Here is a 24115-nt window from a genome sequence, read left to right on the forward strand (position 1 = left end):
GCGCTACTCCTGCGCCAGCGCGGCTTCCGGCTGCTGGCGTATCCGGCTTAATAAACCCGCCAGACAGCACGCGGCCGCAATCCCCGCCGCCACCCCCAGCAGATGAAAAGGCAGCCTGCCGCCGTTAAACCACAGCCAGCGCGCCGCTTCGATAGAGAGCGCGCTGACGCTAAGGATCACGATATTCAGCGAAGCGGAAACGGTGCCCTTTGGCAGATCGTTTGAAAACAGGGTAAAGCGGAACAGTGTCGGGAAGATCAGCCCGATGCCGAAGGCGTAGAAGCAGGTGCCGATCACCGACCACAGCCAGACGTGCGGCCACAGCAGGTTGCCGAGGATCAGGATCGCCAGCCCGGTCATCTGGATGGGCACCGCGCGCCAGATAAAGCGCGGACGCGTCGGGTCTTTTACCCAGCGCGCCACCGACAGGTTGGCAATAATCACCGCGCTGAAGACCGGCACCTGGGTCCAGGCGAACTCGGCGGTGGTCAGCCCGCCGTCGTCAATCAGGATAACCGGCGAGACCGCAACCCAGCTCATCAGTGGAATATAGCTGAGCGAGAGCGTGGCGGCGCCGAACAGAAAAACGCGGTTGCGGAAAACATCGCGGAAATCGCGCAGCACGCCGCTGGCGCTGAAGGGGACGTCGCCGCGCCGGACGGTCTCCGGCATATTCAGCAGTAGCCCCAGCCAGGCGATAAACCCCATGACGGCAATAATCCCGAACAGCACTTTCCAGTGCACGAAGTGCATCAGCGCCGCGCCGGAGAGCGGGCCAATTATTGGCGCGATCAGCACGATCGAGGTAATAATCGCCATCAGCTTAATGGCTTTTGTCTGGCCGAACGCCTCCTGCACGGTGACGTAGCCAACCGTAGCGATAAAACAGATGCTGGTGCCCTGAACAAAGCGCGCGGCGAGGAACTGCTCCATTGAGGTGGTGAACAGGGTCGCGAAGCAGGCCAGGGTAAAGATCAGCGCGCCGGTGAGCAGCACCGGACGGCGGCCGATACGATCGGAGAGCGGCCCGAGCAGCCACTGTAGCGCCATGCCGCCGGCCATATACAGGCTGACCGAGGCGGGAGCCAGCGCCACGTCGGCGTCAAAGTCGCGCACCACGTGAATAATCCCCGGCTGGATAAGATCGGTGGTCAGATAGGCGGCAAAGTCATACAGGATCAGCGCCGCCGGGAAGAACAGCGTGGCGGAATGGCGGGCGAAAAAACGGGTCATCCATTGCAACATCGGTGGGCTCCTTGTTGAGTCTCTACGCCATAAATAGCCGTTTATGCGCGCACTATTTCAGCACTTCACACTGCAATAAATTTAGGGTCAACCTAAATATCCATGTGTTTTTAATGGTTAATATGTATTCATATAAGAAATACATTAAAAACAAAAAGTTGAATTAAATATGTAAATGCAGCAGCGAAGGAATTTGTGAAAACAGCCACAGCAGCAGACCGATAGTGCCGCCAACCAGCGTGCCGTTGATGCGGATAAACTGCAGATCCTTACCAATGTTCAGCTCGATTTGTCGCGACATATCGCGGGAGTCCCAGCTTTTGACCGTATCGCTGATATGGCGCGTCAGGAAGGCGGCAAACTCCGGGGCCACCCGGTGCGCCGCCTGCTCAAGATGTTCGTTCAGGGATTCGCGCAGCGCCTCATCGTGGAGCAGCGTTTCGCCAAACCACTGACCGGCTTCGGCAATGCGCTGCTTAATGCGTGAATCGTCGCTATTAACATCGTTTTTAACCCAGCCGCGCAGATCGGCCCATACCTCGCCCAGATAGCGGTTAAAGGTCTCATCGTTTTTCAGATACGCTTTGATATTGTCCGCTTTTTCCGCCATCAGCGGATCGGACTTCAGGTTGTCGATCAGCTTCAGCGCCGCGCGATCGAAGGCCTGGCGGATCTGATGGGCGCGATCCTGACTCACTTCGTCGAGCAGCGTGTTAACCGCGTCGGTAACCATTTCAGCGCTGTGCTCGCCGAGCCATTCGGTAGGCAGCAGCCTGGCTTTAAGCGGATGCTCGGTCTCCAGCCAGTGCACGATGCCGCGGGCAATAAACGCCCGCGAGCTGTCGCGTTGGAGCAGGGCGATCAGCTGGCTAATCAGCGAATCCAGCAGCTTCTGGTGGCGGTTATCGCGCGTCAGCCCTTCCAGCATCATAGCGCTGGTTTGGGTTAAATCGATCTTATCAATCGCTTTATGTACCGCCCGACGCAGCAGGCGCTGAATGCGCGCGTCATCGGTTAGCTCCAGAAAGCCGCTCATCACCTGCAGCAGATGCTGGCCGACCCGACGCGCGTTTTCCGGCTGGCTGAACCAGTTACCGAGCATCAGCGCCGGTTCATAGCGCCGGATCAGCGCGACCAGAGAGGGCGTATCGAGAAATTTTTCCTGCACGAAATAGCCGAGATTATCGGCAATCCGGTCCTTATTACGCGGAATAATCGCCGTATGCCGCGCAACGAACGGCAGCGGAATACGGCGAAACAGCGCCACGACCGCAAACCAGTCCGCCAGCGCGCCGACCATTGCCGCTTCGGAAATAGCCTTCAGCGCACCGACCCATGGCGTCGGCGGCAGCACGAGGGTAGTGATAAAAATAGCGGCTGCAATCAGCAGCAGCGAGAGCGCCAGCAGCTTGGCGCGTTTCAGTTCAGCGAGTTTTTCGGTAATGACTCCAACTTACTGATAGTGTTTTATGTTCAGATAATGCCCGATGACTTTGTCATGCAGCTCCACCGATTTTGAGAACGACAGTGACTTCCTGCCCAGCCTTGCCAGATGCTGCCTCAGATTCAGGTTATGCCGCTCAATGCGCTGCGTATATCGCTTGCTGATAACGTGCAGTTCTCCCTTCAGGCGTGATTCATAAAGCGGCCAGCCATCCGTCATCCATACCACGACCTCAAAGGCCGACAGCAGGCCAAGAAGACGCTCCAGCGTGGCCAACGTGCGTTCACCGAATACGTGCGCCACAACCGTCCTCCGTATCCTGTCATACGCGTAAAACAACCAGCGCTGGCGTGATTTAGCGCCGACGTAACCCCACTGTTCGTCCATTTCCGCGCAAACAATGACGTCACTGCCCGGTTGTATGCGTGAGTTTACCGACTGCGGCCTGAGTTTTTTAAGTGTCGTAAAATCGTGTTGAGGCCAACGCCCATAATGCGTGCACTGGCGCGACATCCGACGCCATTCATGGCCATATCAATAATTTTCTGGTGTGTACCGGGCTGAGAGGCGGTGTAAGTGAACTGTAGCTGCCATGTTTTACGGCAGTGAGAGCAGAGATAGCGCTGATGTCCGGCAGTGCTTTTACCGTTACGCACCACGCCTTCAGTAGCTGAACAGGAGGGACAGCTGATAGAAACAGAAGCCACTGGAGCACCTCAAAAACACCATCATACACTAAATCAGTAAGTTGGCACCATTACCAGTTTTTCCATAAGCTTAAGCATATAGCCTGACGGCTAATGCGTAAAATCTTCGCCATTTGACGCCCTGGTCATTCGGATTCCTCTTTTTCCGACGAGAGAGACGATGAGGGTTAATTTAATTTACGTAGCTTAAATTCTATTTTTAAATAATTAAACTTAAATGCATTCATAATATATATCCCACATGGGTTTTTTCTTAAGTTAGTTATTAATAAGTGATCTTAATCACATTATATTCAAGGTTAAATAAGGCATTGTTTATTTCAGGGAAAACGTTAATCAATTTCTCTTGCTACTGGTCTTTTATAAAAGGAGTTTTTCATGATTGGTATATTTAAATATGCAGCAAAAAAAGACATGGTATTAGGTATTAGCGATCAGCAAGCCGGGGCTAAGGCTGTTATCTTACCGACGTCCTCACCGTTAAATAAAATTCTGTGGTCGGTTGATGACAGGACCGGCGAGATCGTCCTGGCCGCCAGCGAGGAGCTGCTGCTGGGCATTTGCGGGGATCGTATGGGCTCAGGCGCAGCGATTGAGCTCCAGGTACGCGGGAATAAAGCGACGCAGCGGTGGGATTTAGTCAGCTCACGTCGCTTTATTAAAAGCAAACAAAACCCGAGCTTTGTTATGGACAGCTACAACCGCGGCACGAACCAGGGGAATCCGATTATTCTTTTCGAATTTAACGGCTCGGAAGCGCAGCAGTGGGTATTTGTGCCGATGGATATGTTGACGGCAAATAGTCTGGAATAAATTTTCTTTAAAAGAAAGATAGAATAGAGCCTCGTTTATTCTTTTAAAGAAAATTACGAGGCTTTGTCTTATTGGGGCGTCGACAATATTAATTAAAAATAAACTGCCACACAATCCAACAACCAAAAGCCATCAATACGCCGCCGGCCGTGCGCTCGACTCGCCAGACGACGGCGGAAAGGCGGCGCTGCACCGACGGTAGCGCAATCAGCGTGACCAGCAACAGATCCCATATCAACACCACGCTGGTCATCCAGGCTCCGCTGACGGCCTGCTGCACCAGCGTGACGTTCGGACCCAGCAGGGAGGTCATCAGCGCGAGGTAGAACAGCGCGTTTTTCGGATTGAGCAGCGAAGAACCCAGCCCGAGAAAAAGCTGTTTCACCAGCGGCGGGCGCGAAGCCGAGGCGCCGTGCAGCGCCAGCGTGGTCGGACGGCTTCTGAGCAGCAGGCTGCCAATCCACAGTAAATACGCCGCGCCCAGCAGCTCAATCACCGTAAACAGCTGCGGCGCCTGGCGCAGGATCCCCCAGCCGATAATGGCCAGAAGAATATACAGACCGTTTCCGGCGGCAATGCCGATACACAGGCCGACGCTGCCGCGCAGGCGATAGCGGATGGCGTAGCCCACCAGCAGAAAAAAATCCGGCCCGGGGCTCAGCAGGGCGACAAAATGGGAGAGCGCCAGCGCGGGGAAGGCGGAGGGAAAGAGCGTAGCGAGTATGTCCATAGCAACCTCAGTATTAATCTGAGGTCACCTTACGCCAGCGTAAACGCTAATTATTGTCTGTTATTGATCGGGACTGCGCATACTGGCGCGGCGTGGCGGCGGTATAGCTGACAAAGGTTTTATGAAAGTGGCTCTGGTCGGCAAACCCGGCCTGGTAGCCCACATCGGCGATATTATCCCCGGCCCGCAGGCGCGTTTTGGCGAACTCAATCCGCGCGATATTGATAAAGCTGGCGGGCGTCAGGCCGGTATCCTGCTTGAAGGCGCGGATCAGCGTCTCTTTGCGCAGCGCAAACTCATCGGCGAGGCTATCCAGCGTCGGCGGCGCCTGCAGATTGGTTGCCAGACGACTGAACAAACGCGCGCTGGTCTGGCTAAGCGCCACTGGCGCGAGCGGGTGCAGCGGCAGGTCGCGCAGGAACCGGGCGACGCTGGCGGGTAGCGCGGCGGTGTTTTGCTGAGTCATCAACGCCACGATCTGCAGATACCGGGCAAAAAGCCCGGCATCGCGAATCACCGGCTGGGAGGTTATCAGCCGCTCGTGATGCGCATCGTTTGCCAGCTGTCGCCAGCACCAGCTTAGCTCGAGATAGAGCATATGATAGCTGCGCGGCTGGCCGTCGCGCGGATTGCAGCTATGGGGCGCCTGGGCGGGGATAATAATCAGATCGCCCGGCCGCAGCAGATACTCCTGCCCGTTGCAGATACAGCACGTTTCCCCCTCGATAATCGCCCCCACGGAGAGCTGCGGATGGCGGTGACGTTTGTAGGCCTGACGGCTTTGCCAGGTGCTGCGCAGCTCCAGCCAGGGCAGCTGTTCGTCGCGCCAGAAGGTTTGCTGAATATCGCGCGTATGGCTCACGGTGGGCTCCTTAGCTGAGGGGGATAGCTGTTTATAACATGCCTTCATCCTGCGGGAGAACCGCGAGTCGCGTTCAATAAAAATGTCTCGCTTGCAGCCGAAGGAAGATATCTTTCGTCGCGGCTCGTAAAGGTCAGCAACAGTGTGTGTGATGAGAAAAATGGCGCAGTAGAGTGGCGGCAGGATTTTTTTACGCAGGCGGATAGCCATGGAAAAGGGTACTACGTCAACGCCGCACGATGCGGTCTTCAAACAGTTTTTACGTCAAGCTGATACCGCGCGCGACTTTTTGGATATCCATCTTCCTCCGGCGCTCAGACAGCTTTGCGACCTGGATTCGCTGACGCTTGAATCCGGGAGCTTTATTGAGGAGAACCTGCGGGCATACTACTCCGATGTTCTTTGGGCACTGAAAACCGCGGCGGGAGAAGGCTATATCTATGTTGTCATCGAGCATCAAAGCTCTCCGGATGCGTATATGGCCTTCAGAATGATGCGTTACGCCATTGCTGCGATGCAGCGCCATCTGGATAACGGACATAAAACGCTGCCGCTGGTTGTACCGATACTGTTCTATCATGGCGTCGCCACGCCTTATCCCTGGTCGTTATCCTGGCTCGACAAGTTTGCCGACCCTGCTCTGGCTAAGCAGCTTTATACCATGCCGTTTCCGCTGGTGGATATTACCGTTGTGCCTGATGACGAAATTGTCCAGCATCGAAGAGTCGCCTTACTGGAGCTGATGCAAAAACATATTCGTCAGCGCGATTTGCTGGGCATTGTGGAACATCTGACGGCCATTTTGCTTAGCGGATACGCTAATGACAGGCAGCTAAAAACGCTGTTTAATTACCTGATTCACTCGGGCAAAGCGCTTCGGTTGGGGAAATTTATCCGTGAAGTGGCTCAGCGTGTTCCGCAGCATAAGGAGAAGCTCATGACTATCGCCGAAAGGTTACGTGAAGTGGGGCGCAGGCAGGGGAAGCGGGAAGGTCGACTTGAGGGCGTTGAGGAGGGGCAGCGCGCCGAAGCGCAGCGTATTGCTCAAACGATGCTCGCCGAAGGTATGGCCCTGGAAACGGTGCTGAGAATTACCGGTTTGTCGGAGGCGGATATCCGGGCTGTTACTCACTAATTTATTGATATTGTGCTGTTATTTATGAGCGATTTATGCCGATAGCGCGCTCCGTTCCATTTCGGGAAAATTCCGTATCTCTCTGAGTTTGGCCGCATCCTCAGCTATCTCGACTACCCTTAATATCCTGTGCGGTATTTATGACTGCGTTAACAGCGATAACAAGGAGACATGCGATATGGCTTATCAGACGGTGAATCCTGCAAACAATCAGCTTATCAAAGCGTACCCGGCACACAGCGACGCGGACGTGGAAGCGGCTCTGCAGAAGGCGGATGCGCTATATCATTCGTCGTGGTCGAAAGGCGATATAGCGCAGCGGCTATCGGTGCTGCACAAGCTGGCGGATCTGATCGACGGCCGGGTTGACGAGCTGGCGAAAATCGCCAGCCAGGAAATGGGCAAACTCATTGAGCAAAGCCGCGGTGAAGTGAAGCTGTGCGCGCAAATTGCCCGCTACTACGCCGACAACGCCAAACAGTTTTTGGCGCCGGTAAAGTATCCGTCCGAGCTGGGTGAAGCCTGGGTTGAACACCATCCCATCGGCGTACTGATGGCGGTAGAACCGTGGAACTTCCCTTATTATCAGCTTATGCGCGTGCTGGCGCCGAACCTGGCGGCGGGGAACCCGGTTATCGCCAAACACGCCAGCATCGTCCCGCACTGCGCGGAAACCTTCGCCCACCTGGTACGCGAAGCCGGTGCGCCGGAGGGCGCGTGGACTAACCTGTTTATTTCTCAGGATCAGGTGGCGAAGATTATCGCCGACGATCGCGTACAGGGTGCCGCCCTGACCGGCTCGGAAAAAGCCGGTAGCGTGGTGGCGGCGCAGGCGGCTAAACACATCAAGAAAGCGACGCTTGAACTGGGCGGAAATGATGTCTTTGTGGTCCTGGACGACGCCGATCTGGAGAAGGCGGTGAAGATCGGCGTGCAGGCGCGGCTCAACAACGCAGGCCAGGTGTGCACCGCGGCGAAGCGCTTTATCCTGCATGAAAAAATTGCCGACTCGTTCCTGAGCCAGTTTACCGAGGCCTTCCGTCAGGTGAAAATCGGCGATCCGCTGGATGAGCGCACGACGCTGGGGCCGCTCTCTTCAAAAGATGCGCTGGAGACGCTGACCAAGCAGGTGAACGACGCGGTGAAAAACGGCGCGAAGCTGCACCTGGGCGGCAAACCCGCGCAGCGGGAAGGCAGCTTTTTCGAGCCCACCATACTCACCGGCATTACCCGCGATAACCCGGCCTACTTCGAAGAGTTCTTCGGCCCGGTCGCGCAAATCTACGTGGTGAAAGATGACGATAAGGCGGTGAAGCTGGCCAACGATTCGCACTATGGCCTCGGCGGAGCCGTATTCAGCCAGGATATCGAAAGGGCGAAACGCATGGCGTCGCGGATTGAAACCGGTATGGTCTATATCAATTGGCTAACCGATACCGCTCCGGAGCTGCCGTTTGGCGGCGTTAAGCGCTCCGGGTTCGGCCGCGAGCTTTCCGATCTCGGGATTAAAGAGTTTGTGAATCAGAAGCTGGTGGTCGTGCATAAATAGCGGCGTGAAGACAAAAACCTGCCATCTGGCAGGTTTTTTTGGCGTTCACTGAACTTCAATCTTATCCCAGCCGCTCTTAAACATGCAGCTGTCGACGAGCGTATCCCTGCGCCCCTCATTGGCGTCCTCAACCGTATAGCTGGTGGAAATATCCTTTTTCTTGTTCTTTTTGTCCGTTTTTTCCGAGCTTGAACCGGTGACGACGTTATCCGGGGGGAGATCGATCAGCGCCTGCGCTTCGCACTCCGTGAGCTTTTTATTCATCTCCGTATCGCTGACTCCCGGCTTCACCCATTTGTACTGGACGCAGCCTGACAGCAGCACGGTGAAGCTCAGAACGCAAAGCGCGGCGAAGCGGCCGTTCATCAGAAGGTAACCCCGCCGCCGACATAGGCGCCGTCAATCAGCGTGTGGCCCGGGCGGCCATCTTTGCCGTCGACGCTGACATGGCGATAGCCCACTTTCAGCGTGACCGGGGTGATTGGCGTCCAGCTTACGCCGCCGTTGGCTTCAACGTAGTTTTTGACGCTATTGTTCAGGCCCTCCGGTGCGGCATAGCCCTCACCATAGAGATGGATGCTGTCGGTCAGGGCCACGTTGACGCCGCCGCCGATGGGGAAGGCCACGCCGTTATCGCCTTTTTTAGGGCCGAGGTAGATGGCTTTCGCGCCGGCATTGAACATCACCGGGCCGAGTTCCAGGTTATAACCCGCGCCTACGCCGCCTGTCTGGGTACCGTCATCGGTATTTTTGAGCCAGTTGCTTTCCACATACAGGCCAGAAGAGGATTTCCCCATTTCCAGATTCAGGTTGGTGAAGTTCTTGCCCTGCTCAACGGTGCCGCCCATCGCGAGTGCGGATCCCGAGACGGCAGTCAACGCCGAGAGAAGAAGGATATTCAGCTTTTTCATGTTTTATGCCTCATCATTACATTACGCGGAGGGCACCTTAACAATCGATTTTTATGACTGCAAATCAGCGAGTGATGACTGTTTTATGCTAATTTTGTTATTAGATATATTTATTTGTGTTGTTTGTTAGTTGTTTTTACTGCGGAGTCAATGGGTAATCTTTAGCCGTTGAGCGTGAGTTGAATCTTTTGGCTAAATATTCGCTGAACAGGCGCGAAAAAGCGGTTGTGGACGCAATAATTGGCTTTCTAATTATTTCCAAAAACATTTCTATTGTTACATATAAGAACGAAATTTTACATTTCAGCCGCGCATTCCCCCTCCAGAAGAGGGGGGCGAGCGACATGACTACTTGCGCAGGCTCGCAAATGCGGTGCGAATCTCATCTTCCGGAAGCTGTATCCCAATAAACACCAGGGTACTGTGCGGCCGCTCATCGCCCCACGGCCGGTCCCAGTCGGCGCTGTATAGCCGTTGAACGCCCTGGAACAGCAGGCGGTTGGGCTCGCCGTCGATCCATAGCATCCCTTTATAGCGCATCAGCTGTTCAGCAAAGGTGAGCAGCAGGTTTTCCATCACCCGCGACACGTCGCTGATATCCACCGGATAATCCAGCTCCACCACGATAGACGACACGTCGTTCTGCTTATCGGCCATAAAGTGGAAGCGCGGTTTGCTGCTGACCACGTTCTCTTCCAGCATAAAGCCGCTGGTGTTAAACAGCAGATTCAGGTCGATATCGCCGTGGGTGACGTTGTAAATCGGCGCGCGGGCGTTAATACGCATCAGCCGTTCGCGGAGCTTGTCGCTGTCGCCCGCCACGTCAGTTTTGGTGAGCAGGATACGATCGGCGTAGCCCACCTGCGACTGGGCAATGGTGAACTGATTCATCTGCTGGTCGGCATGCACCGCGTCAACCAGCGCAATCACGCCATCCAGCAGATAGCGTTCACACAGCACATCGTGAGAGAAAAAGGTCTGGATAATCGGGCCGGGGTCGGCCATGCCGGTACATTCGATCACCAGCCGGTCAAAATCAATTTCTCCGCGATCGCGGCTGTCGAGCAGATCGAGCAGGACGTCTTCCAGTTCGTTGGAACGGGTACAGCAGATGCAGCCGTTGGTCAGGGTTTTAATCTGCGTGGCGCGATCGCCGATAAGCTGGTCATCGACGGCGACTTCGCCAAATTCGTTTTCGATAACGGCAATTTTAAAGCCGTGCCGTTCGTTCAGGATATGGCGCAGCAGGGTGGTTTTACCCGCGCCAAGAAAACCGGTGAGCAGGGTGACTGCAATCGGTGCCATGTTTGCCTCCATTAGCAGCAGCGTACGCCGCCTTTGCCGTCGCCGCCGTAGCGGGCCTGCTGGCGTTCGCGAAAGAATTCATCGTAGGTCATGTACGGCTTGTCCGGATGGTTAGTCTGCATATGCTCGACGTAATTATCGTAATCCGGAATGCCAATCAGCATTTTCGCTGCCTGACCGAGGTATTTTTTTGCCTGACCTAAGTTACCAAACATTCTGAGTCCCAGAGAACGAATAAAGCCGGATGGCGGCTAGCGCCTCATCCGGCCTACAAACATTCGTTTGTGTAGACCGGATAAGCGTAGCGCCATCCGGCATTAAGGTTTAGTGATGCGAAGAGGTCTTCACGCCGCCTTCCGGTACCGGCACGTACGGGGTCTCTTTATCGGTACGCACTTTATCGTTGCGCACGTTGAGCCAGGTTTTGATGCCGTAGAAGATGATGCTGTAGACCACCACCAGGAACAGAATGCTCAGACCCGCGTTGGTGTAGTTGTTCACCACGATATGGTTCATGTTGGCAATCTGCTGCGCGGTCAGTTCGCCGCCGGCGGCGATCTTCTCTTTATACTGCTGCGCCATGAAGAAGAAGCCTTCCATCTGCGGGTTGGTGCTGAACAGTTTCAGGCCCAGCGCCCAGGTGGTGCACAGCAGCAGCCATGCGGCCGGGATCACGGTGACCCAGATATATTTGGTGCGCTGCATTTTGACCAGCACCACGGTGCCGAGCACCAGCGCCACGGCGGCCAGCATCTGGTTAGAGATACCGAACAGCGGCCACAGGCTCTTCACGCCGCCCAGCGGGTCGACCACGCCCTGATACAGCAGGTAGCCCCACAGGCCGACGCAGCCCGCGGTACCGATAACACCGGCCACCAGCGAGTCGGTTTTCTTGAGGAACGGCACGAAGTTGCCCAGCAGATCCTGCAGCATAAAGCGGCCTGCACGGGTACCGGCATCCAGCGCGGTGAGGATAAACAGCGCTTCAAACAGAATACCGAAGTGGTACCAGAAGCCCATATCCGCCATCGGGATGATTTTGTGGAACACGTGAGCGATACCCACGGCCAGCGTCGGCGCGCCGCCCGCGCGGTTCAGTACCGACGGTTCGCCGATATCTTTCGCGGTTTGCAGGATTTGCTCAGGTGAGATCACGAAGCCCCAGGAGCTGACGGTCGCCGCCGCGTGTGCGGTGACATCCCTCAGCTGCGCGGCAATCAGCGCGGCGTTCTCACCGCCCATTTCGTGCAGGTTCGGCATGGTGATGCCCAGACCCGCCGGCGGGGTGTTCATCGCGAAGTAGAGGCCCGGTTCGATAATTGAGGCCGCTACCAGCGCCATCACCGCCACGAAGGACTCCATCAGCATCGCGCCGTAGCCGATAAAGCGGGCGTCGGTTTCGTTAGCCAGCAGCTTCGGCGTGGTGCCGGAGGCGATCAGGGCGTGGAAGCCGGAGACCGCGCCGCAGGCGATAGTGATAAACAGGAACGGGAACAGCGCGCCTTTCCACAGCGGACCGGTACCGTCAATGTACTGGGTCACCGCCGGCATTTTCAGGTCCGGATTGAGGATAACAATGCCCAGCGCCAGGCCGACGATAACGCCAATTTTCAGGAAGGTCGCCAGGTAGTCGCGCGGCGCCAGAATCAGCCAGACCGGCAGCAGCGCCGAGATAAACGCGTAGCCAATCAGGGTAAAGGTAATAGTGGTGTCTTTAAAGGTCAGCGCCGGGCCCCAGTACGGGTCGTGGGCAATCACGCCGCCGAAGTAAATCGACGCTACCAGCAGGACGATACCAATCACCGATACTTCGCCTACGCGGCCCGGGCGCAGGAAGCGCATGTAGATCCCCATAAACAGGGCGATCGGCACGGTCGAGCAGACGGTGAAGACGCCCCACGGGCTTTCCGCCAGCGCTTTCACCACGATTAACGCCAGCACCGCAAGGATGATGATCATTATCAGGAAGCAGCCGAACAGCGCGATGGAACCCGGCACCGGACCCATCTCCTGCTTGATCATTTCTCCCAGCGAGGCACCGTTACGGCGCGAGGAGATGAACAGCACCATAAAGTCCTGCACCGCCCCTGCCAGCACGACGCCCGCCAGCAGCCACAGGGTACCCGGCAGGTAGCCCATCTGCGCGGCGAGCACCGGGCCCACCAGCGGACCGGCGCCGGCAATCGCGGCAAAGTGGTGGCCGAACAGCACGTAGCGGTTGGTCGGAACGTAGTTCAGGCCATCGTTATTAATCACCGCAGGCGTGGAGCGCGTAGGATCGAGCTTCATGACCTTTTGCGCGATATACAGGCTGTAATAACGGTAGGCGACGAGGTAGACGGAAACCGACGCCACCACGATCCACAGCGCACTGACGTGCTCGCCGCGGCGCAGAGCGACGACCGAGAGGCAAAATGCCCCGATGATTCCAAGAATCACCCAGGGTATGTGCTTGAATAACTTTTTAGTATCCATAGTAAAACCTGGCTTAATAAGATGAATAATGGGCCGAAGCCGTCTGGGTTTAGTTAGGGTTTGAGGAGGCATTGATTAGCTATGCTGGGGACCATCTTGCCAGAACGTCGCGCGCGTAAAGTTGGGTAAATCTGTGAGTGGTTATATTCGGGGTTAAGCGGTCACTTGCAGGGGTAAGCGGTTGGGGATAAGAACGGGTGTCCGTAAATATGTGATTGAGATCACAGGAATATTCCCGCCGTGACGATGGGGGGAAGCGAGGTAATCCCCTCTCCCGCGAGAGAGGGGAAGGCAAAACTACGCCACGACTTCCATCTCCATCATCACCGGATGGAAGCGGCGCTTAAAGTAGATCAGCCCGTGGCCCTGCTGGCTCAGGGTAATGTTGCTGATTTCCACCAGATAGACCAGGTGGCTACCGATGGTCTGCACCTGGCTAATCTCGCCCTCAAGGCTCGCCAGCGCGCCTTTCAGCACCGGCTGGCCCAGCGCGCCTTTTTGCCAGCCGCTGAGGCCGAAACGGTCATCCATCGTCATCCCGGTCATGCCGGCGAAGTGGCGGGCCATCTCCTCTTGCTCGTGGTTCAGCACGTTGATGCACAGCTTGCCGTTGCCCTGGAACACCGGATTCATCGCGCTGTTAGCGTTGATGCAGACCATTACCGACGGCGGCGTATCGGTCACCGAACAGACCGCGGTGGCGGTGATACCGCAGCGGCCCGCCTCGCCTTCGGTGGTGATGACGTTAACGGCGGCCGACAGACTGGCCATGGCATCGCGAAAACGCAGACGTTGTTCATCTAATTGCATTGTGACCTCCCGCTGCCGGTTACTTCAGCAGCTTATCCAGCATGTTGATATCGGTATTGTTGTGCAGATGCGGCACCGTCCAGCCGTTCTGGTCGTACTCGGACAGGCAGCGATCCACCATCGCCATCATTTTGTCCATGTTGCCGGAGCTCTGCGCCTGACGCAGGCACTGCAGGCGAATCTCATCCTGGCTACCGGAGTAGTTGATTTCGTACAGTTCATGACGGCCGCCAAACTCGCTGCCGATGGCGTCCCACATCAGTTTGAGGATCTTGATGCGCTCGACGTGATCCATGCCGTTCGATCCGCGCACGTATTTCGCCAGGTATTCGTTGATCTGCGGATTATTGAGATCGCGGGCGCTGGACGGCAGATAGATCAGGCCGCTGGTGACGTTGCGTTCAATAATGTTTTTGATTTTGGCGTAGGCCATCGGCGCCATCACGCGATAGGTTTGCAGCGCGGCGTGATCCGGCAGATACGCGCCGTTAACCCACGGCGTGGCTTCGGCGCACATCGAATCGCTCAGCGCCCAGAACATATTGCGCCAGGCCACCACTTCGCCGAGATCCGCCTGCACGCCGCGGAATTCAAGGGTGCCGGTGCACTCCAGCGAGCGCTTGAGCAGGGCGGTGATGAAATCGAGCTTCACGGCCAGACGCACGCAGGCCTGCAGCGGATACATGCGGGCGAAGCCGCCCTCCATCGTCCAGCGGCGGCAGCGATCGAAGTCGCGATAGATCAGCACGTTTTCCCATGGGATCAGCACATTATCCATCACCAGGATCGCATCGTTTTCGTCGAAGCGGCTGGAGAGCGGATAATCGTAGGGCGATCCGGTTGCTCCGGCGACCAGCTCATAGGAGGCGCGGGAGATAAGCTTGACCCCTTCGGCGTCCATCGGCGCGACGAACATCAGCGCGAAGTCCGGGTTTTCGCCCATCACCTGCGCCGAGCCGAAGCCAATCATGTTGTAGTGGGTGAGCGCCGAGTTGGTGGCTACCACTTTCGCGCCGCTGACGATGATCCCGGCATCGGTCTCTTTCTCCAGCTTGATATAGACGTCTTTCACTTCGTCGGCTGGCTTATGGCGGTCGATGGGCGGGTTGACGATGGCGTGGTTAAAGTAGAGGCCGGTTTCCTGGATGCGGGTGTACCAGTTACGGGCGTTCTGTTCAAACTGACCATAAAACGCCGGGTTTGCGCCTAGCGCGCAGCCGAACGCGGCTTTGTAGTCCGGGGTACGGCCCATCCAGCCGTAGCTCAGGCGCGACCATTCGGCGATAGCGTCGCGCTGCTGGCGCAGATCGTCGGCGCTTTTCGCGACGCGGAAGAACTTGTGGGTATAGCCGCCGCTGCCGGTATCGGTGCCCCAGCACAGGGTATCCTGCAGCTCGGGTTTATGCAGCGCGTCGTACATCTGGGCGACGGAGGCGGCGGCGTTGCGGAACGCCGGGTGGGTGGTCACGTCCTTAACGCGTTCGCCGTAGATATAGATTTCGCGGCCGTCCTGCAGGCTCTTCAGGTACTCTTCACCGGTTAACGGGCGTTTAGCGTCGGCACGGAAATTTTCAGGTTTCATAGGTGACCTCTTCAGTATTAATCGGAATGCGATGTTAAATTTATGTTTTGTTTTTGTTGTTCAATTGAAGCGGTTAACGCGGCTTTCGTGAAGAGACTTTTAGGTCAACGGTCGGTACTTTTCAGGCGGGGTTGGGTTATGTGATCGGGGGTTGGTTTTTCTATTTTCCGGCCTGGCTCCCCGGTGATCCGACGACAAGCCAGGGCGGGTTTTGAATGTGTAGGCCGGACAGATGCGCAGCATCGCCTCCGGGAAATGCAGCGATTCTGCACTCTGCTCCGGGGGGGCGGCGCTTGATGCGCCTTGCCCGGGATACCGCCTCTCAGACGGCTGCGAACTCGCCGCGCCGTCCCCGGCAAGCTCTTATGATACCGGTACTTTTTGCGTTCTGAACGCGCTCGGCGAGCAGCCGACTAAGCGGTTAAAAAAGCGGGCAAAATAGGCCGGATCCTTAAAGCCCAGCTGCCAGGCTATCTCGTTGACCGCGCTGTCGGAAAAGAGCAGTAGCCTCTTGGCTTCGCGCAGCTGCCTGTCGAAAATCAGCCGTTTGGGCGGCCGGTTGGCGAAGCGGCGGCAGATATCGGTTAACCGGGATTCGGTCAGATGCAGCTCGCTGGCGTAATCCGGCACCGTCCAGTGCTGATGGTAGTGGCCGTCGATCAGCTGGTTAAACCGCTGGAACAGCTTGAGCTCGCCGCGTATCCCGCTGGCCGCGTGATCGTCAAGCTTCGCGTTGCGCAGCAACAGGGTGAACACCGCCTGCGCCAGCAGCGTCAGGGTATGTTCCCGCCCCGGCAGCTGCGACGTCGATTCCCGTTCAATCAGCCGCCAGTAGTGCGCCAGCGCCGCCAGCTCCTCGGGCCTGTCGGCCAGCGACAGGCAGATGCCCGGCAGACCGAAAGCCTCCCGCGTGCCGGGATAGAGCACCTCCAGCAGCGGCCAGACCAGATCCTCGCGCACCGTCAGCACGTGACCGTCGCTATCGGACTCGGTGATAAAAGCGTGCGGCACCGAGGGCGGCGTCAGGACAAACAGCGGCGCCTGCACCGAATAGCGATGATCGTCGAGCTGCAGCTCAATCTGCCCGGTATCGAGAAAGTGCATCTGAAAATACTGGTCGTGACGGTGCGCCTGCATATCGCGGCCAAAGAACTCTGCCATCCTGGCAAACGATTGATAATGCACATCTTCCGTCCCCAGGCTCTCATCGTACTCTTTATTAATATCGATATTGGCTATCGGGCTCTGGCACATGGCGGCTCCTTACGGCGTCGCGCGCGGACGCGTTCCTTTCATCGGAATCACCCAGATAATCATCGCGCCGATGACCAGCAGGGCGGCGACGAACCACAGGCCGCTGCTGAAGCTGCCGGTAATATCCTTCAGCCAGCCGATCATAAAGGGGCTGAGCGCCGATCCGATATTACCCGTCGCGTTGATCACCGCGATGCCGATCGCTCTGGCGCGCAGGCTGATCGACTGATCCGGCGTGGTCCAGAAAATGGCCATTGCGCTAAACGATCCGGTGGAGGCCATCACGATCCCGAGCAGCTGGATCAGGTTGTGATTGGTGGCCGACGCCAGCAGCCAGCCCGCGGCGGCGAACAGGAACGGCAGGGCGGTGTGGTGCTTACGCTCCTGATGTTTATCGGAGTGGCGGCTCCAGTAGATCATTCCCAGAATGGTACAAATCTGCGGGATCGCCGCCAGCAGGCCGATGGTGATATTGCTGCTGCTTTCGTTAAAGCTTTTGAGGATCTGCGGCGTCCAGATGCTGATCGCGCTGAGCGTATTGGTCAGGCAGAAGTAGGCCAGGGTGTACATCAGCACGATCGGCGTGAACACTTCCCGCCACAGGCTGCGCTGCTGCATGGCGTGATGGCTGATCGCCCCTTCCGGCTGGACCAGCGTCAGGCGGTCGTTATCCATCATCTCCTGCAGGCATTTTTTATCATCCGCGGTCAGCCATTTCGCCTTCGACGGCGAATCATCAAGCCAGAACCAGACCATAATACCGAGCAGCACCGACGGGAAGCCTTCCAGCAGGAACAGCCACTGCCAGCCGTGCAGGTTCAGCAGGCCGTCCATCGACAGGATATAGCCGGAGACGATCGACCCCAGCGCGGTGGTCACCGGCATCGCGATCATAAACAGCGCGTTGGCGCGGGCGCGGAAAAAGGCCGGGAACCAGTAGGTCAGATAGAGCAGAATGCCGGGCAGAAAACCGGCCTCGGTGATCCCCACCAGCATGCGCAGGATATAAAGACTGTTCGGTCCGGTCGCGAACATGGTGGCGGTGGAGGCGATGCCCCACAGCACCATGATGGTGGCGATCCAGCGGCGAGCGCCAACGATGCTGAGCATCACGTTGCTGGGAATGCCGAATATCACGTAGGTGGCGTAAAACAGGGTGGTGGCAAGACCAAACATGGTGGCGTTAAGGCCCAGATCCTGGCCCATGGTCAGCCCGGCAAAACCGATATTGATGCGATCTAAAAACGAAAAGATAAACAGCACGAACAAAAAGACGATCAGGCGGCGAAAGAGCTTGTTGATAACCGACTGCTGCTGCGCCGTCAGCTGCTTGTGCTGATTAGCCGGATCGAACTTTTCCGGGATGGCAGATGATGTATCGCTCATTATCATTTTCCTCTAATGGGAATTTTGTAGGGTACTGCGGGTATTAATAGACGCCTGACGAACCCTGGGCGGTTTTTTCCGCGCCAAATCGCGCCGCCAGCGCTTCCGCGCCGCGGGCCAGCAGGGTGGTATCGACGCCGACGGCGACAAACAGCGCGCCGAGTTCCAGGTAGCGCTTCGCCAGCGGCTCGCTGGCCATCAGGATCCCCGGCGCTTTGCCCGCCGCGCGAATTTGCCCGATGGCGCGCTCAATGGCGGCCTGCACTTCCGGGTGCTGCGGGTTGCCGCTGAAGCCCATATCGGCGCTCAGATCCGCCGGGCCAATAAACACGCCGTCCACGCCCTCGACATCGAGGATCTGCGGCAGATTGTTGAGCGCTTCGCGGGTTTCGATCTGCACCAGCACGCATATCGCGTCGTTGGCCTGATGGAGATAATCCGGGACGCGGTTCCAGCGCGAGGCGCGGGCCAGCGCGCTGCCGACGCCGCGAATGCCCGCCGGCGGGTAGCGGGTGGCTTTCACCGCCAGCTGCGCTTCGTCGGCGTTCTGCACCATCGGCACCAGCAGGGTTTGCGCGCCGATATCCAGCAGCTGTTTAATCTGCACCGGGTCGTTCCACGACGGCCGCACCACCGGCTGGCTGGGGTAGGGGGCGATCGCCTGTAGCTGGGTCAGTATCGTCTGCACGCTGTTTGGCGCGTGCTCGCCATCGATCAGCAGCCAGTCGAACCCGGCCCCGGCTAGCAGCTCGGCGCTGTAGCTGCTGGTCAGCCCCAGCCACAGGCCAATCTGCGGACGACCCGCTTTTAAGGCGTCTTTAAAGGCGTTATGCATCATGTTTCTCCTAGACAAAGCGGCAGCTAATCGCGCCCATGTTGCCGTAGTCGACGTGGAAGGTGTCGCCCTTGCGCGCCGGTACCGGACGGGTAAAGGAGCCGCCGAGAATAATCTGCCCGGCTTCCAGTTGGACGTCGTACGGCGCCAGCTTGTTCGCCAGCCAGGCCACGCCGTTGGCCGGGTGATTCAGCACCCCCGCGGCGACGCCGGTCTCTTCAATCACGCCGTTGCGATAGAGCAGGGCGGCGATCCAGCGCAGATCCAGCTCGTCGGGTTTAATCGGGCGGCCGCCGAGGATCACCCCGGCGTTGGCGGCGTTATCGGAGATGGTGTCGAAGACTTTGCGCGGGCGCTGGGTTTCCGGGTCGATGTTGTGGCAGCGGGCGTCAATCAGCTCCAGCGCCGGGATCACGTAGTCGGTGGCGTTGTAGACGTCGAACAGGGTGCAGTGGGGGCCGCGCAGCGGTTTGGCCAGCACGAAGGCCAGCTCCACTTCGATACGCGGGACGATAAAGCGGTCGGTAGGAATATCGCCGCCGTCGTGGAAAAACATATCGTCCAGCAGCGCGCCGTAATCCGGTTCGCTGATTTGCGAACTGGCCTGCATTGCTTTTGAGGTCAGGCCGATTTTATGTCCTTTCAGCACGCGGCCTTCGGCGATTTTCATATTTACCCATTCGCGCTGTACCGCGTAGGCATCTTCGATAGTGATCGTCGGGTGATCCAGCGAAATAGCGCGGATCTGTTCACGCTGTTTTTCCGCCTGGTTTAGCCGCTGGGCGATCAGGGTATGGGTATGTTTATCGAGCATAGTTGCTTCCTGTTACGTCATTCGGTGCTGCTGCGCCGGAAATAAAAGCCGGCGTCGTTTCACCCTCTCCCGGCGGGAGAGGGCCTGACCGGCCGCACGCTATTTAAACAAGGCGTGCACGTTGTTCTGCTTGTAGTTCAGTGTCGGGTGCAGTTCATCAATCTCAAACGACAGCGCCAGATAGCGGCTCTCCATCAGCGCGGCGAAATGGGCTTTGATCAGCGTGAACAGCATATCGCCCACGTCCTGGCGGCTCTCCAGGCTGCGTCCGGCGCCAATTTTCAGCGTCATATGCACAAAGGCGTAATCGTGCTGGCCGTCGGCCATCTGCCAGGTATCCAGCCAGATGGCGCGGCTGCGAATGCCGCCGATGGGGAAGATGCCGGTGGCCGCCAGCGCGGCGTTCACTTTGCCGAACAGGCCCGGTAAATCAGCCTGCTCGCGGATGTTGTCGGTACATTCAGCGATAAAATGCGGCATTCTGCGTGCTCCTTACGCCGTTTCCGGCAGCGGGAAGACGGCGTTGACCTGACCGGTGCCGGAGCTGGCGAACAGCTCGGTAATAAACTCTACTTTGCCGTCGTATTTGTCCCAGCCCAGCAGGCCCAGCAGCATCACCGTGTCGTGCATATTGCCTTCGCCGAAGCAGTAGTCGGCGTACTCCGGCAGCATGGTGCAGAACTCTTTGAATTTGCCTTCGCGCCACAGCTTCACGACCCGTTCGTCCATCTGGTGATCGAACTCGCGGGTATAGCTGTTCATCCCCTCTTCGGCGCGCTGGTCGTCGATAAAACGGTGCGACAGCGAGCCGCTGGCAAAGACCGCCACGGTGCCGTCATATTTCTCGATAGCCTTAAGAATGGCTTCGCCCAGCCTGCGGCTGTCGGCAAAATCATGAACGGTACAGAACGCCGAGATAGAGACCACTTTGAAATGCTTATCGCTGTTCATGTAGCGCATCGGCACCAGGGTGCCATACTCCAGCTTCAGGCTCGGAATGTTATGCGCTTTGGCGCGGACCCCGAGCTTGACCGCTTCGTCGGCGATCAGGTGGCCGAGCGCCGGGTTACCGTCATAGTCATAGGTCATGTCGCGAATAAAATGCGGCAGCTCGTTGCTGGTGTAGACGCCCTGGAAATGGTCGGCACAGTTGATGTGGTAGGCGCTGTTAACCAGCCAGTGGGTATCAAAAACGATGATGGTATCCACGCCCAGCTCGCGGCACCGCTTGCCGATTTCTTTATGCCCATCGATGGCTCCCTGGCGGCAGCCGTGGTTTTTACCCGGCAGTTCAGAGAGATACATCGACGGTACGTGAGTAATTTTTGCTGCTAACGCTAACTTTCCCATATCAGACTCCCCATTTTGGGATCGGATGGTCGCCCATCGAGATGCAGACGTTTTTCATTTCAGCGAACACTTCAAAACTGTATTCGCCGCCTTCGCGGCCGGTACCGGAGGCCTTCACGCCGCCGAACGGCTGACGCAGGTCGCGGACGTTCTGGGTGTTGACGAACACCATTCCGGCTTCGATGCCGCGCGCCAGGCGCAGCACTTTGCTGACGTCCTGGGTCCAGATATAAGAGGCGAGGCCGTACTCCACGTCGTTGGCCAGGCGCAGACCTTCCGCCTCGTCTTTAAACGGCAGCAGACAGGCTACCGGGCCAAAAATCTCTTCCTGCGCCACGCGCATGCGGTTATCGACGTCCGCCAGCACCGTTGGCCGCAGGAAGTTGCCGTTTCTCAGATGGGCGGGCAGATCGGCGGGTTTATCCGCGCCGCCGGCCAGCAGGGTCGCCCCTTCTTCAATGCCGAGGCGGATATAGCCGGAGACTTTCTCCCAGTGCTGCTGGCTAATCAGCGCGCCCACCTGGGTATTCGGGTCGGTGGGGTCGCCGACGCGCAGGCGGTTAGCCCGCTCGGCGAAGCGTTTAATGAACTCGGGGTAGATGCTCTGCTGAATGAAGATGCGCGAGCCGGCGGTGCAGCGTTCGCCGTTGATCGAGAAAATGGTGAACAGCGCGGCGTCGAGGGCGCGCTCAATATCGGCGTCTTCGAAAATCAGCACCGGCGATTTGCCGCCCAGCTCCATGGAGTACTTTTTCAGCCCGGCGTTTTTCATGATGTTGCGCCCGGTGGCGGTACCGCCGGTGAACGAGACCGCGCGTACGTCATGGTGGCGGACCAGCGCATCGCCCGCCGTCGCGCCGTAGCCCTGAACCACGTTCAGCACCCCCGGCGGAATACCCGCCTCCAGCGCCAGCTCGCCAAGACGGTCGGCGGTTAGCGGCGACAGTTCGGACATCTTCAGCACCGCGGTATTGCCCAGCGCGAGGCACGGCGCCACCTTCCAGGTGGCGGTCATAAACGGCACGTTCCACGGCGACACCAGCGCGCAGACGCCGACCGGCTGCACGAGGGTGTAGTTGAGCATCTTGTCGTCAACCGGGTAGGTCTTGCCGTTCATCTGCTGGCACACTTCGGCGAAGAATTCGAAGTTGTGCGAGGCGCGCGGGATCAGCACGTTTTTGGTCTGGTGGATCGGCAGGCCGGTATCGGCGGTCTCCATGGCGGCGATCTCGGGGACGTTCTGGTCGATCAGATCTCCCAGCCGGCGCATCAGACGCGCGCGCTCTTTCATCGGTAGATTGGCCCATTTCGGAAACGCCTCTTTCGCCGCCGCCACCGCCTGATTCACCTCGTCGGCGCCGCCGGAGGCGACTTCCGCCAGCACTTCGCCGGTGGCCGGGTTAGTGGTATGGAAATATTTCGCGGCGGCGACGTTTTTGCCGTTGATCCAGTGGTTAATTTTTTTCATGACAGCTTCTCCTCATATGCCTGCTGGCTAATGATGTGGTTGACCAGGCGGCCGACGCCTTCCACTTCGACGATCACTTCATCGCCCGGCACCACGTCCGACAGCCCCTTCGGCGTGCCGGTGGCGATCATGTCGCCCGGCTGCAGGGTCATAAATTCGCTGAGGTAAGCGATCAGGAACGGAATGCTGAAGATCAGATCGGCGGTGGTGCCCTGCTGGCGCAGTTCGCCGTTGACCCAGGTGCACAGCGCCAGGTTGTGCGGATCGGGGATCGCCTCTTTGCTGACGATCCACGGGCCTATCGGCGTCAGGGTGTCGCGGCTTTTGACCCGCAGGTTGGGACGATAGTAGTTTTCCAGGTAGTCGCGGATGGCGTAGTCGTTGCAGACGGTGTACCCGGCTACGTACTCCATGGCGTCGGCTTCGGTGACCTTACGCGCGGTTTTGCCGATCACCACCACCAGTTCAGCCTCGTAGTGCATGTACTCGACGTTATCCGGGCGCACCGACTCCTGGCGGTGGCCGATAAAGGTGTTGGGCGCTTTGATAAATACCAGCGGCTCGGTTGGCGGCGTAAACGCCAGCTCGCTGGCGTGATCGGCGTAGTTCAGGCCCAGCGCGAACAGGGTGCCGTCGGCGGGCGGCAGCCAGCGAAACTCGCCTTCCTGAAGTAACCTGCCGTTGGCGAGCTGGACCTGACCGCGTTCATCAACCTGGACATCGTGCCGTTGCCCCTGCCACTCAATACGTGCCTGTTTCATGCTAGTTCTCCTTCAGCAACCACCGGGTTTTCCAGCGCCGGGAAGCCCTCGGCGAGAATGCGTACGCGATCGCCGGGGCGCAGCGTAACGCGGGAGTGGGGCGTACCGATCAGAATCGCATCGCCGGGATTGAGGGTGGCGAATTCGCTCAGGGCGCTCAGCAGCTCGGCGGCGGAGCGCTGGAGATCGACGGTATTCCAGCTGTCCGCCTCGCGACCGTTGATTTCGGTGATGATGGTCAGGTTATCGACGTTGCTGAGCGGCGCGAGCGCGCCAAGCGGGCAGAAGCCGTCGCGGCATTTGGCTTTGATGGCCGGACGATAGAAGCTCTCTTCCGGCAGGCTGACGTCGTTCGCCAGCGCGTACCCGGCAATATAAGCCGCAGCGTCTTCCGCGGCGATTTTGCGTGCGGTTTTACCGACGATTAGCGCCACGGTGGCGCCGCTCTGCACGGTTTCGCCTTGCGGATAGGGAATGCTCTCGCCGTCGCCGATAACGGTGTTGCGCGGTTTGATAAACCAGACCGCGGTCTTCGGCGGGGTTTTATACGGGGCCTGCTGGAACGCTTCGCGCCAGGCGTCGAGCTGGCTGCGGTGGTTAAGCGCCACGGCGAAGATGGTACCTTTCATTGACCACTCCTCTGCTACGGAATTAGGAAGTTAGTTAATTCATTAATATG

Annotated in this window: 24 protein-coding genes; 3 read left to right on the forward strand and 21 right to left on the reverse strand. The window is 57.9% G+C overall.

The features are described 5' to 3' along the window. Positions 1–3: 3 nt before the first annotated feature. The 3 genes from mdtM to MKleb_RS03550 all read right to left on the reverse strand — a co-directional run bounded on the left by mdtM (position 4) and on the right by MKleb_RS03550 (position 3396). Positions 4–1245 carry a multidrug efflux MFS transporter MdtM gene (mdtM, locus tag MKleb_RS03540; RefSeq protein ID WP_025108166.1) on the reverse strand — a complete coding sequence of 414 codons (1242 nt, stop codon included), beginning with the start codon at positions 1243–1245 and terminating at the stop codon, positions 4–6. A 163-nt stretch (positions 1246–1408) separates the two neighbouring features. After that, the gene (locus MKleb_RS03545) at positions 1409–2689 is read right to left on the reverse strand and encodes a DUF445 domain-containing protein (protein ID WP_217076740.1); all 1281 of its coding nucleotides are present in this window, start codon (positions 2687–2689) and stop codon (positions 1409–1411) included. 9 nt (positions 2690–2698) lie between these two features. Beyond that, positions 2699–3396, reverse strand: a protein-coding gene (locus MKleb_RS03550; RefSeq protein WP_223274117.1) for an IS1 family transposase whose coding sequence is annotated in 2 segments (ribosomal slippage) — positions 2699–3147 and positions 3147–3396 — 699 coding nt in all. Because the reading frame shifts where the segments join, the coding sequence is not laid out codon by codon here. A 378-nt stretch (positions 3397–3774) separates the two neighbouring features. Between MKleb_RS03550 and MKleb_RS03555 the strand changes: the two genes are divergently transcribed. Then, positions 3775–4209 carry an RICIN domain-containing protein gene (locus MKleb_RS03555; RefSeq protein ID WP_025108168.1) on the forward strand — a complete coding sequence of 145 codons (435 nt, stop codon included), beginning with the start codon at positions 3775–3777 and terminating at the stop codon, positions 4207–4209. An 88-nt stretch (positions 4210–4297) separates the two neighbouring features. Here the strand turns inward: MKleb_RS03555 and MKleb_RS03560 are convergent, their stop codons facing one another. Together MKleb_RS03560 and MKleb_RS03565 are read right to left on the reverse strand one after the other, a co-directional pair. Then, positions 4298–4939 (reverse strand): LysE family translocator, encoded by a 642-nt coding sequence (locus MKleb_RS03560; protein ID WP_025108169.1) that lies wholly within the window; start codon positions 4937–4939, stop codon positions 4298–4300. Positions 4940–4985: 46 nt separating this feature from the next. Next, entirely contained in the window at positions 4986–5801 is an 816-nt protein-coding gene (locus MKleb_RS03565; RefSeq protein WP_025108170.1) for an AraC family transcriptional regulator, read from the reverse strand. A gap of 208 nt (positions 5802–6009) precedes the next feature. Between MKleb_RS03565 and MKleb_RS03570 the strand changes: the two genes are divergently transcribed. Both MKleb_RS03570 and MKleb_RS03575 read left to right on the forward strand, forming a co-directional pair. Beyond that, positions 6010–6936, forward strand: coding sequence for an Rpn family recombination-promoting nuclease/putative transposase (locus MKleb_RS03570; RefSeq protein ID WP_025108171.1), 927 nt, complete (start codon positions 6010–6012; stop codon positions 6934–6936). A 178-nt stretch (positions 6937–7114) separates the two neighbouring features. After that, positions 7115–8485, forward strand: coding sequence for an NAD-dependent succinate-semialdehyde dehydrogenase (locus MKleb_RS03575; protein ID WP_217076480.1), 1371 nt, complete (start codon positions 7115–7117; stop codon positions 8483–8485). A gap of 45 nt (positions 8486–8530) precedes the next feature. Here MKleb_RS03575 and MKleb_RS03580 read toward each other — a convergent pair whose 3' ends face one another. The 16 genes from MKleb_RS03580 to MKleb_RS03655 all read right to left on the reverse strand — a co-directional run bounded on the left by MKleb_RS03580 (position 8531) and on the right by MKleb_RS03655 (position 24065). Beyond that, positions 8531–8851, reverse strand: a complete 321-nt coding sequence (locus MKleb_RS03580; protein ID WP_004098289.1) for a hypothetical protein — start codon at positions 8849–8851, stop codon at positions 8531–8533. Then, positions 8851–9396 carry a YfaZ family outer membrane protein gene (locus tag MKleb_RS03585; protein ID WP_004098290.1) on the reverse strand — a complete coding sequence of 182 codons (546 nt, stop codon included), beginning with the start codon at positions 9394–9396 and terminating at the stop codon, positions 8851–8853. The genes MKleb_RS03580 and MKleb_RS03585 overlap by 1 nt, the downstream gene beginning before the upstream one ends. Before the next feature lie 348 nt (positions 9397–9744). Further along, the gene (gene yjiA / locus MKleb_RS03590; RefSeq protein ID WP_025108173.1) at positions 9745–10701 is read right to left on the reverse strand and encodes a GTPase; all 957 of its coding nucleotides are present in this window, start codon (positions 10699–10701) and stop codon (positions 9745–9747) included. Positions 10702–10712: 11 nt separating this feature from the next. After that, on the reverse strand, positions 10713–10916 hold the full coding sequence (locus MKleb_RS03595; RefSeq protein ID WP_004098292.1) for a YbdD/YjiX family protein: 204 nt from the start codon (positions 10914–10916) through the stop codon (positions 10713–10715). Between the two features lie 109 nt (positions 10917–11025). Continuing rightward, the gene (gene btsT / locus MKleb_RS03600) at positions 11026–13176 is read right to left on the reverse strand and encodes a pyruvate/proton symporter BtsT (RefSeq protein ID WP_025108174.1); all 2151 of its coding nucleotides are present in this window, start codon (positions 13174–13176) and stop codon (positions 11026–11028) included. 297 nt (positions 13177–13473) lie between these two features. Next, complete coding sequence (locus tag MKleb_RS03605) at positions 13474–13986, reverse strand: 4-hydroxyphenylacetate 3-monooxygenase reductase subunit (RefSeq protein ID WP_025108175.1); 513 nt, start codon at positions 13984–13986, stop codon at positions 13474–13476. Between the two features lie 19 nt (positions 13987–14005). Continuing rightward, positions 14006–15568, reverse strand: coding sequence for a 4-hydroxyphenylacetate 3-monooxygenase, oxygenase component (hpaB, locus tag MKleb_RS03610; protein ID WP_004128599.1), 1563 nt, complete (start codon positions 15566–15568; stop codon positions 14006–14008). Between the two features lie 363 nt (positions 15569–15931). Beyond that, positions 15932–16822, reverse strand: coding sequence for a 4-hydroxyphenylacetate catabolism regulatory protein HpaA (gene hpaA, locus MKleb_RS03615; RefSeq protein WP_009652862.1), 891 nt, complete (start codon positions 16820–16822; stop codon positions 15932–15934). A gap of 9 nt (positions 16823–16831) precedes the next feature. Next, on the reverse strand, positions 16832–18208 hold the full coding sequence (gene hpaX / locus MKleb_RS03620; protein ID WP_025106899.1) for a 4-hydroxyphenylacetate permease: 1377 nt from the start codon (positions 18206–18208) through the stop codon (positions 16832–16834). Between the two features lie 43 nt (positions 18209–18251). Further along, complete coding sequence (gene hpaI, locus MKleb_RS03625) at positions 18252–19043, reverse strand: 4-hydroxy-2-oxoheptanedioate aldolase (RefSeq protein ID WP_217076741.1); 792 nt, start codon at positions 19041–19043, stop codon at positions 18252–18254. Positions 19044–19053: 10 nt separating this feature from the next. Next, positions 19054–19857: a 2-oxo-hept-4-ene-1,7-dioate hydratase gene (gene hpaH / locus MKleb_RS03630; RefSeq protein WP_004098303.1), complete on the reverse strand. Its 804-nt coding sequence runs from the start codon at positions 19855–19857 to the stop codon at positions 19054–19056. 99 nt (positions 19858–19956) lie between these two features. Beyond that, positions 19957–20337: a 5-carboxymethyl-2-hydroxymuconate Delta-isomerase gene (locus MKleb_RS03635; protein ID WP_004098305.1), complete on the reverse strand. Its 381-nt coding sequence runs from the start codon at positions 20335–20337 to the stop codon at positions 19957–19959. Positions 20338–20349: 12 nt separating this feature from the next. Further along, complete coding sequence (gene hpaD, locus MKleb_RS03640; protein WP_004098307.1) at positions 20350–21207, reverse strand: 3,4-dihydroxyphenylacetate 2,3-dioxygenase; 858 nt, start codon at positions 21205–21207, stop codon at positions 20350–20352. A gap of 1 nt (position 21208) precedes the next feature. Continuing rightward, the gene (gene hpaE, locus MKleb_RS03645) at positions 21209–22675 is read right to left on the reverse strand and encodes a 5-carboxymethyl-2-hydroxymuconate semialdehyde dehydrogenase (RefSeq protein ID WP_025106897.1); all 1467 of its coding nucleotides are present in this window, start codon (positions 22673–22675) and stop codon (positions 21209–21211) included. Then, on the reverse strand, positions 22672–23436 hold the full coding sequence (locus MKleb_RS03650; RefSeq protein ID WP_025106896.1) for a fumarylacetoacetate hydrolase family protein: 765 nt from the start codon (positions 23434–23436) through the stop codon (positions 22672–22674). The genes hpaE and MKleb_RS03650 overlap by 4 nt, the downstream gene beginning before the upstream one ends. Further along, positions 23433–24065, reverse strand: a complete 633-nt coding sequence (locus MKleb_RS03655; protein ID WP_048262622.1) for a fumarylacetoacetate hydrolase family protein — start codon at positions 24063–24065, stop codon at positions 23433–23435. The genes MKleb_RS03650 and MKleb_RS03655 overlap by 4 nt, the downstream gene beginning before the upstream one ends. Between the last annotated feature and the right edge of the window lie 50 nt (positions 24066–24115).

The organism is Klebsiella sp. PL-2018, assembly GCF_019048985.1.
GTDB classification, from domain to species: Bacteria; Pseudomonadota; Gammaproteobacteria; order Enterobacterales; family Enterobacteriaceae; genus Klebsiella; species Klebsiella michiganensis.

What these genes read in the sequence shown, in the direction of transcription:
- hpaA (WP_009652862.1), bottom strand. Translation starts at nt 16,822, where the DNA reads ATGTGCCAGAGCCCGATAGCCAATATCGATATTAATAAAGAGTACGAT.
- hpaH (WP_004098303.1), bottom strand. Translation starts at nt 19,857, where the DNA reads ATGCTCGATAAACATACCCATACCCTGATCGCCCAGCGGCTAAACCAG.
- hpaB (WP_004128599.1), bottom strand. Translation starts at nt 15,568, where the DNA reads ATGAAACCTGAAAATTTCCGTGCCGACGCTAAACGCCCGTTAACCGGT.
- hpaX (WP_025106899.1), bottom strand. Translation starts at nt 18,208, where the DNA reads ATGAGCGATACATCATCTGCCATCCCGGAAAAGTTCGATCCGGCTAAT.
- MKleb_RS03650 (WP_025106896.1), bottom strand. Translation starts at nt 23,436, where the DNA reads ATGAAACAGGCACGTATTGAGTGGCAGGGGCAACGGCACGATGTCCAG.
- MKleb_RS03595 (WP_004098292.1), bottom strand. Translation starts at nt 10,916, where the DNA reads ATGTTTGGTAACTTAGGTCAGGCAAAAAAATACCTCGGTCAGGCAGCG.
- mdtM (WP_025108166.1), bottom strand. Translation starts at nt 1,245, where the DNA reads ATGTTGCAATGGATGACCCGTTTTTTCGCCCGCCATTCCGCCACGCTG.
- MKleb_RS03580 (WP_004098289.1), bottom strand. Translation starts at nt 8,851, where the DNA reads ATGAACGGCCGCTTCGCCGCGCTTTGCGTTCTGAGCTTCACCGTGCTG.
- MKleb_RS03555 (WP_025108168.1), top strand. Translation starts at nt 3,775, where the DNA reads ATGATTGGTATATTTAAATATGCAGCAAAAAAAGACATGGTATTAGGT.
- hpaI (WP_217076741.1), bottom strand. Translation starts at nt 19,043, where the DNA reads ATGCATAACGCCTTTAAAGACGCCTTAAAAGCGGGTCGTCCGCAGATT.
- MKleb_RS03575 (WP_217076480.1), top strand. Translation starts at nt 7,115, where the DNA reads ATGGCTTATCAGACGGTGAATCCTGCAAACAATCAGCTTATCAAAGCG.
- MKleb_RS03560 (WP_025108169.1), bottom strand. Translation starts at nt 4,939, where the DNA reads ATGGACATACTCGCTACGCTCTTTCCCTCCGCCTTCCCCGCGCTGGCG.
- MKleb_RS03655 (WP_048262622.1), bottom strand. Translation starts at nt 24,065, where the DNA reads ATGAAAGGTACCATCTTCGCCGTGGCGCTTAACCACCGCAGCCAGCTC.
- hpaE (WP_025106897.1), bottom strand. Translation starts at nt 22,675, where the DNA reads ATGAAAAAAATTAACCACTGGATCAACGGCAAAAACGTCGCCGCCGCG.
- btsT (WP_025108174.1), bottom strand. Translation starts at nt 13,176, where the DNA reads ATGGATACTAAAAAGTTATTCAAGCACATACCCTGGGTGATTCTTGGA.
- MKleb_RS03570 (WP_025108171.1), top strand. Translation starts at nt 6,010, where the DNA reads ATGGAAAAGGGTACTACGTCAACGCCGCACGATGCGGTCTTCAAACAG.
- MKleb_RS03635 (WP_004098305.1), bottom strand. Translation starts at nt 20,337, where the DNA reads ATGCCGCATTTTATCGCTGAATGTACCGACAACATCCGCGAGCAGGCT.
- MKleb_RS03605 (WP_025108175.1), bottom strand. Translation starts at nt 13,986, where the DNA reads ATGCAATTAGATGAACAACGTCTGCGTTTTCGCGATGCCATGGCCAGT.
- MKleb_RS03585 (WP_004098290.1), bottom strand. Translation starts at nt 9,396, where the DNA reads ATGAAAAAGCTGAATATCCTTCTTCTCTCGGCGTTGACTGCCGTCTCG.
- yjiA (WP_025108173.1), bottom strand. Translation starts at nt 10,701, where the DNA reads ATGGCACCGATTGCAGTCACCCTGCTCACCGGTTTTCTTGGCGCGGGT.
- hpaD (WP_004098307.1), bottom strand. Translation starts at nt 21,207, where the DNA reads ATGGGAAAGTTAGCGTTAGCAGCAAAAATTACTCACGTACCGTCGATG.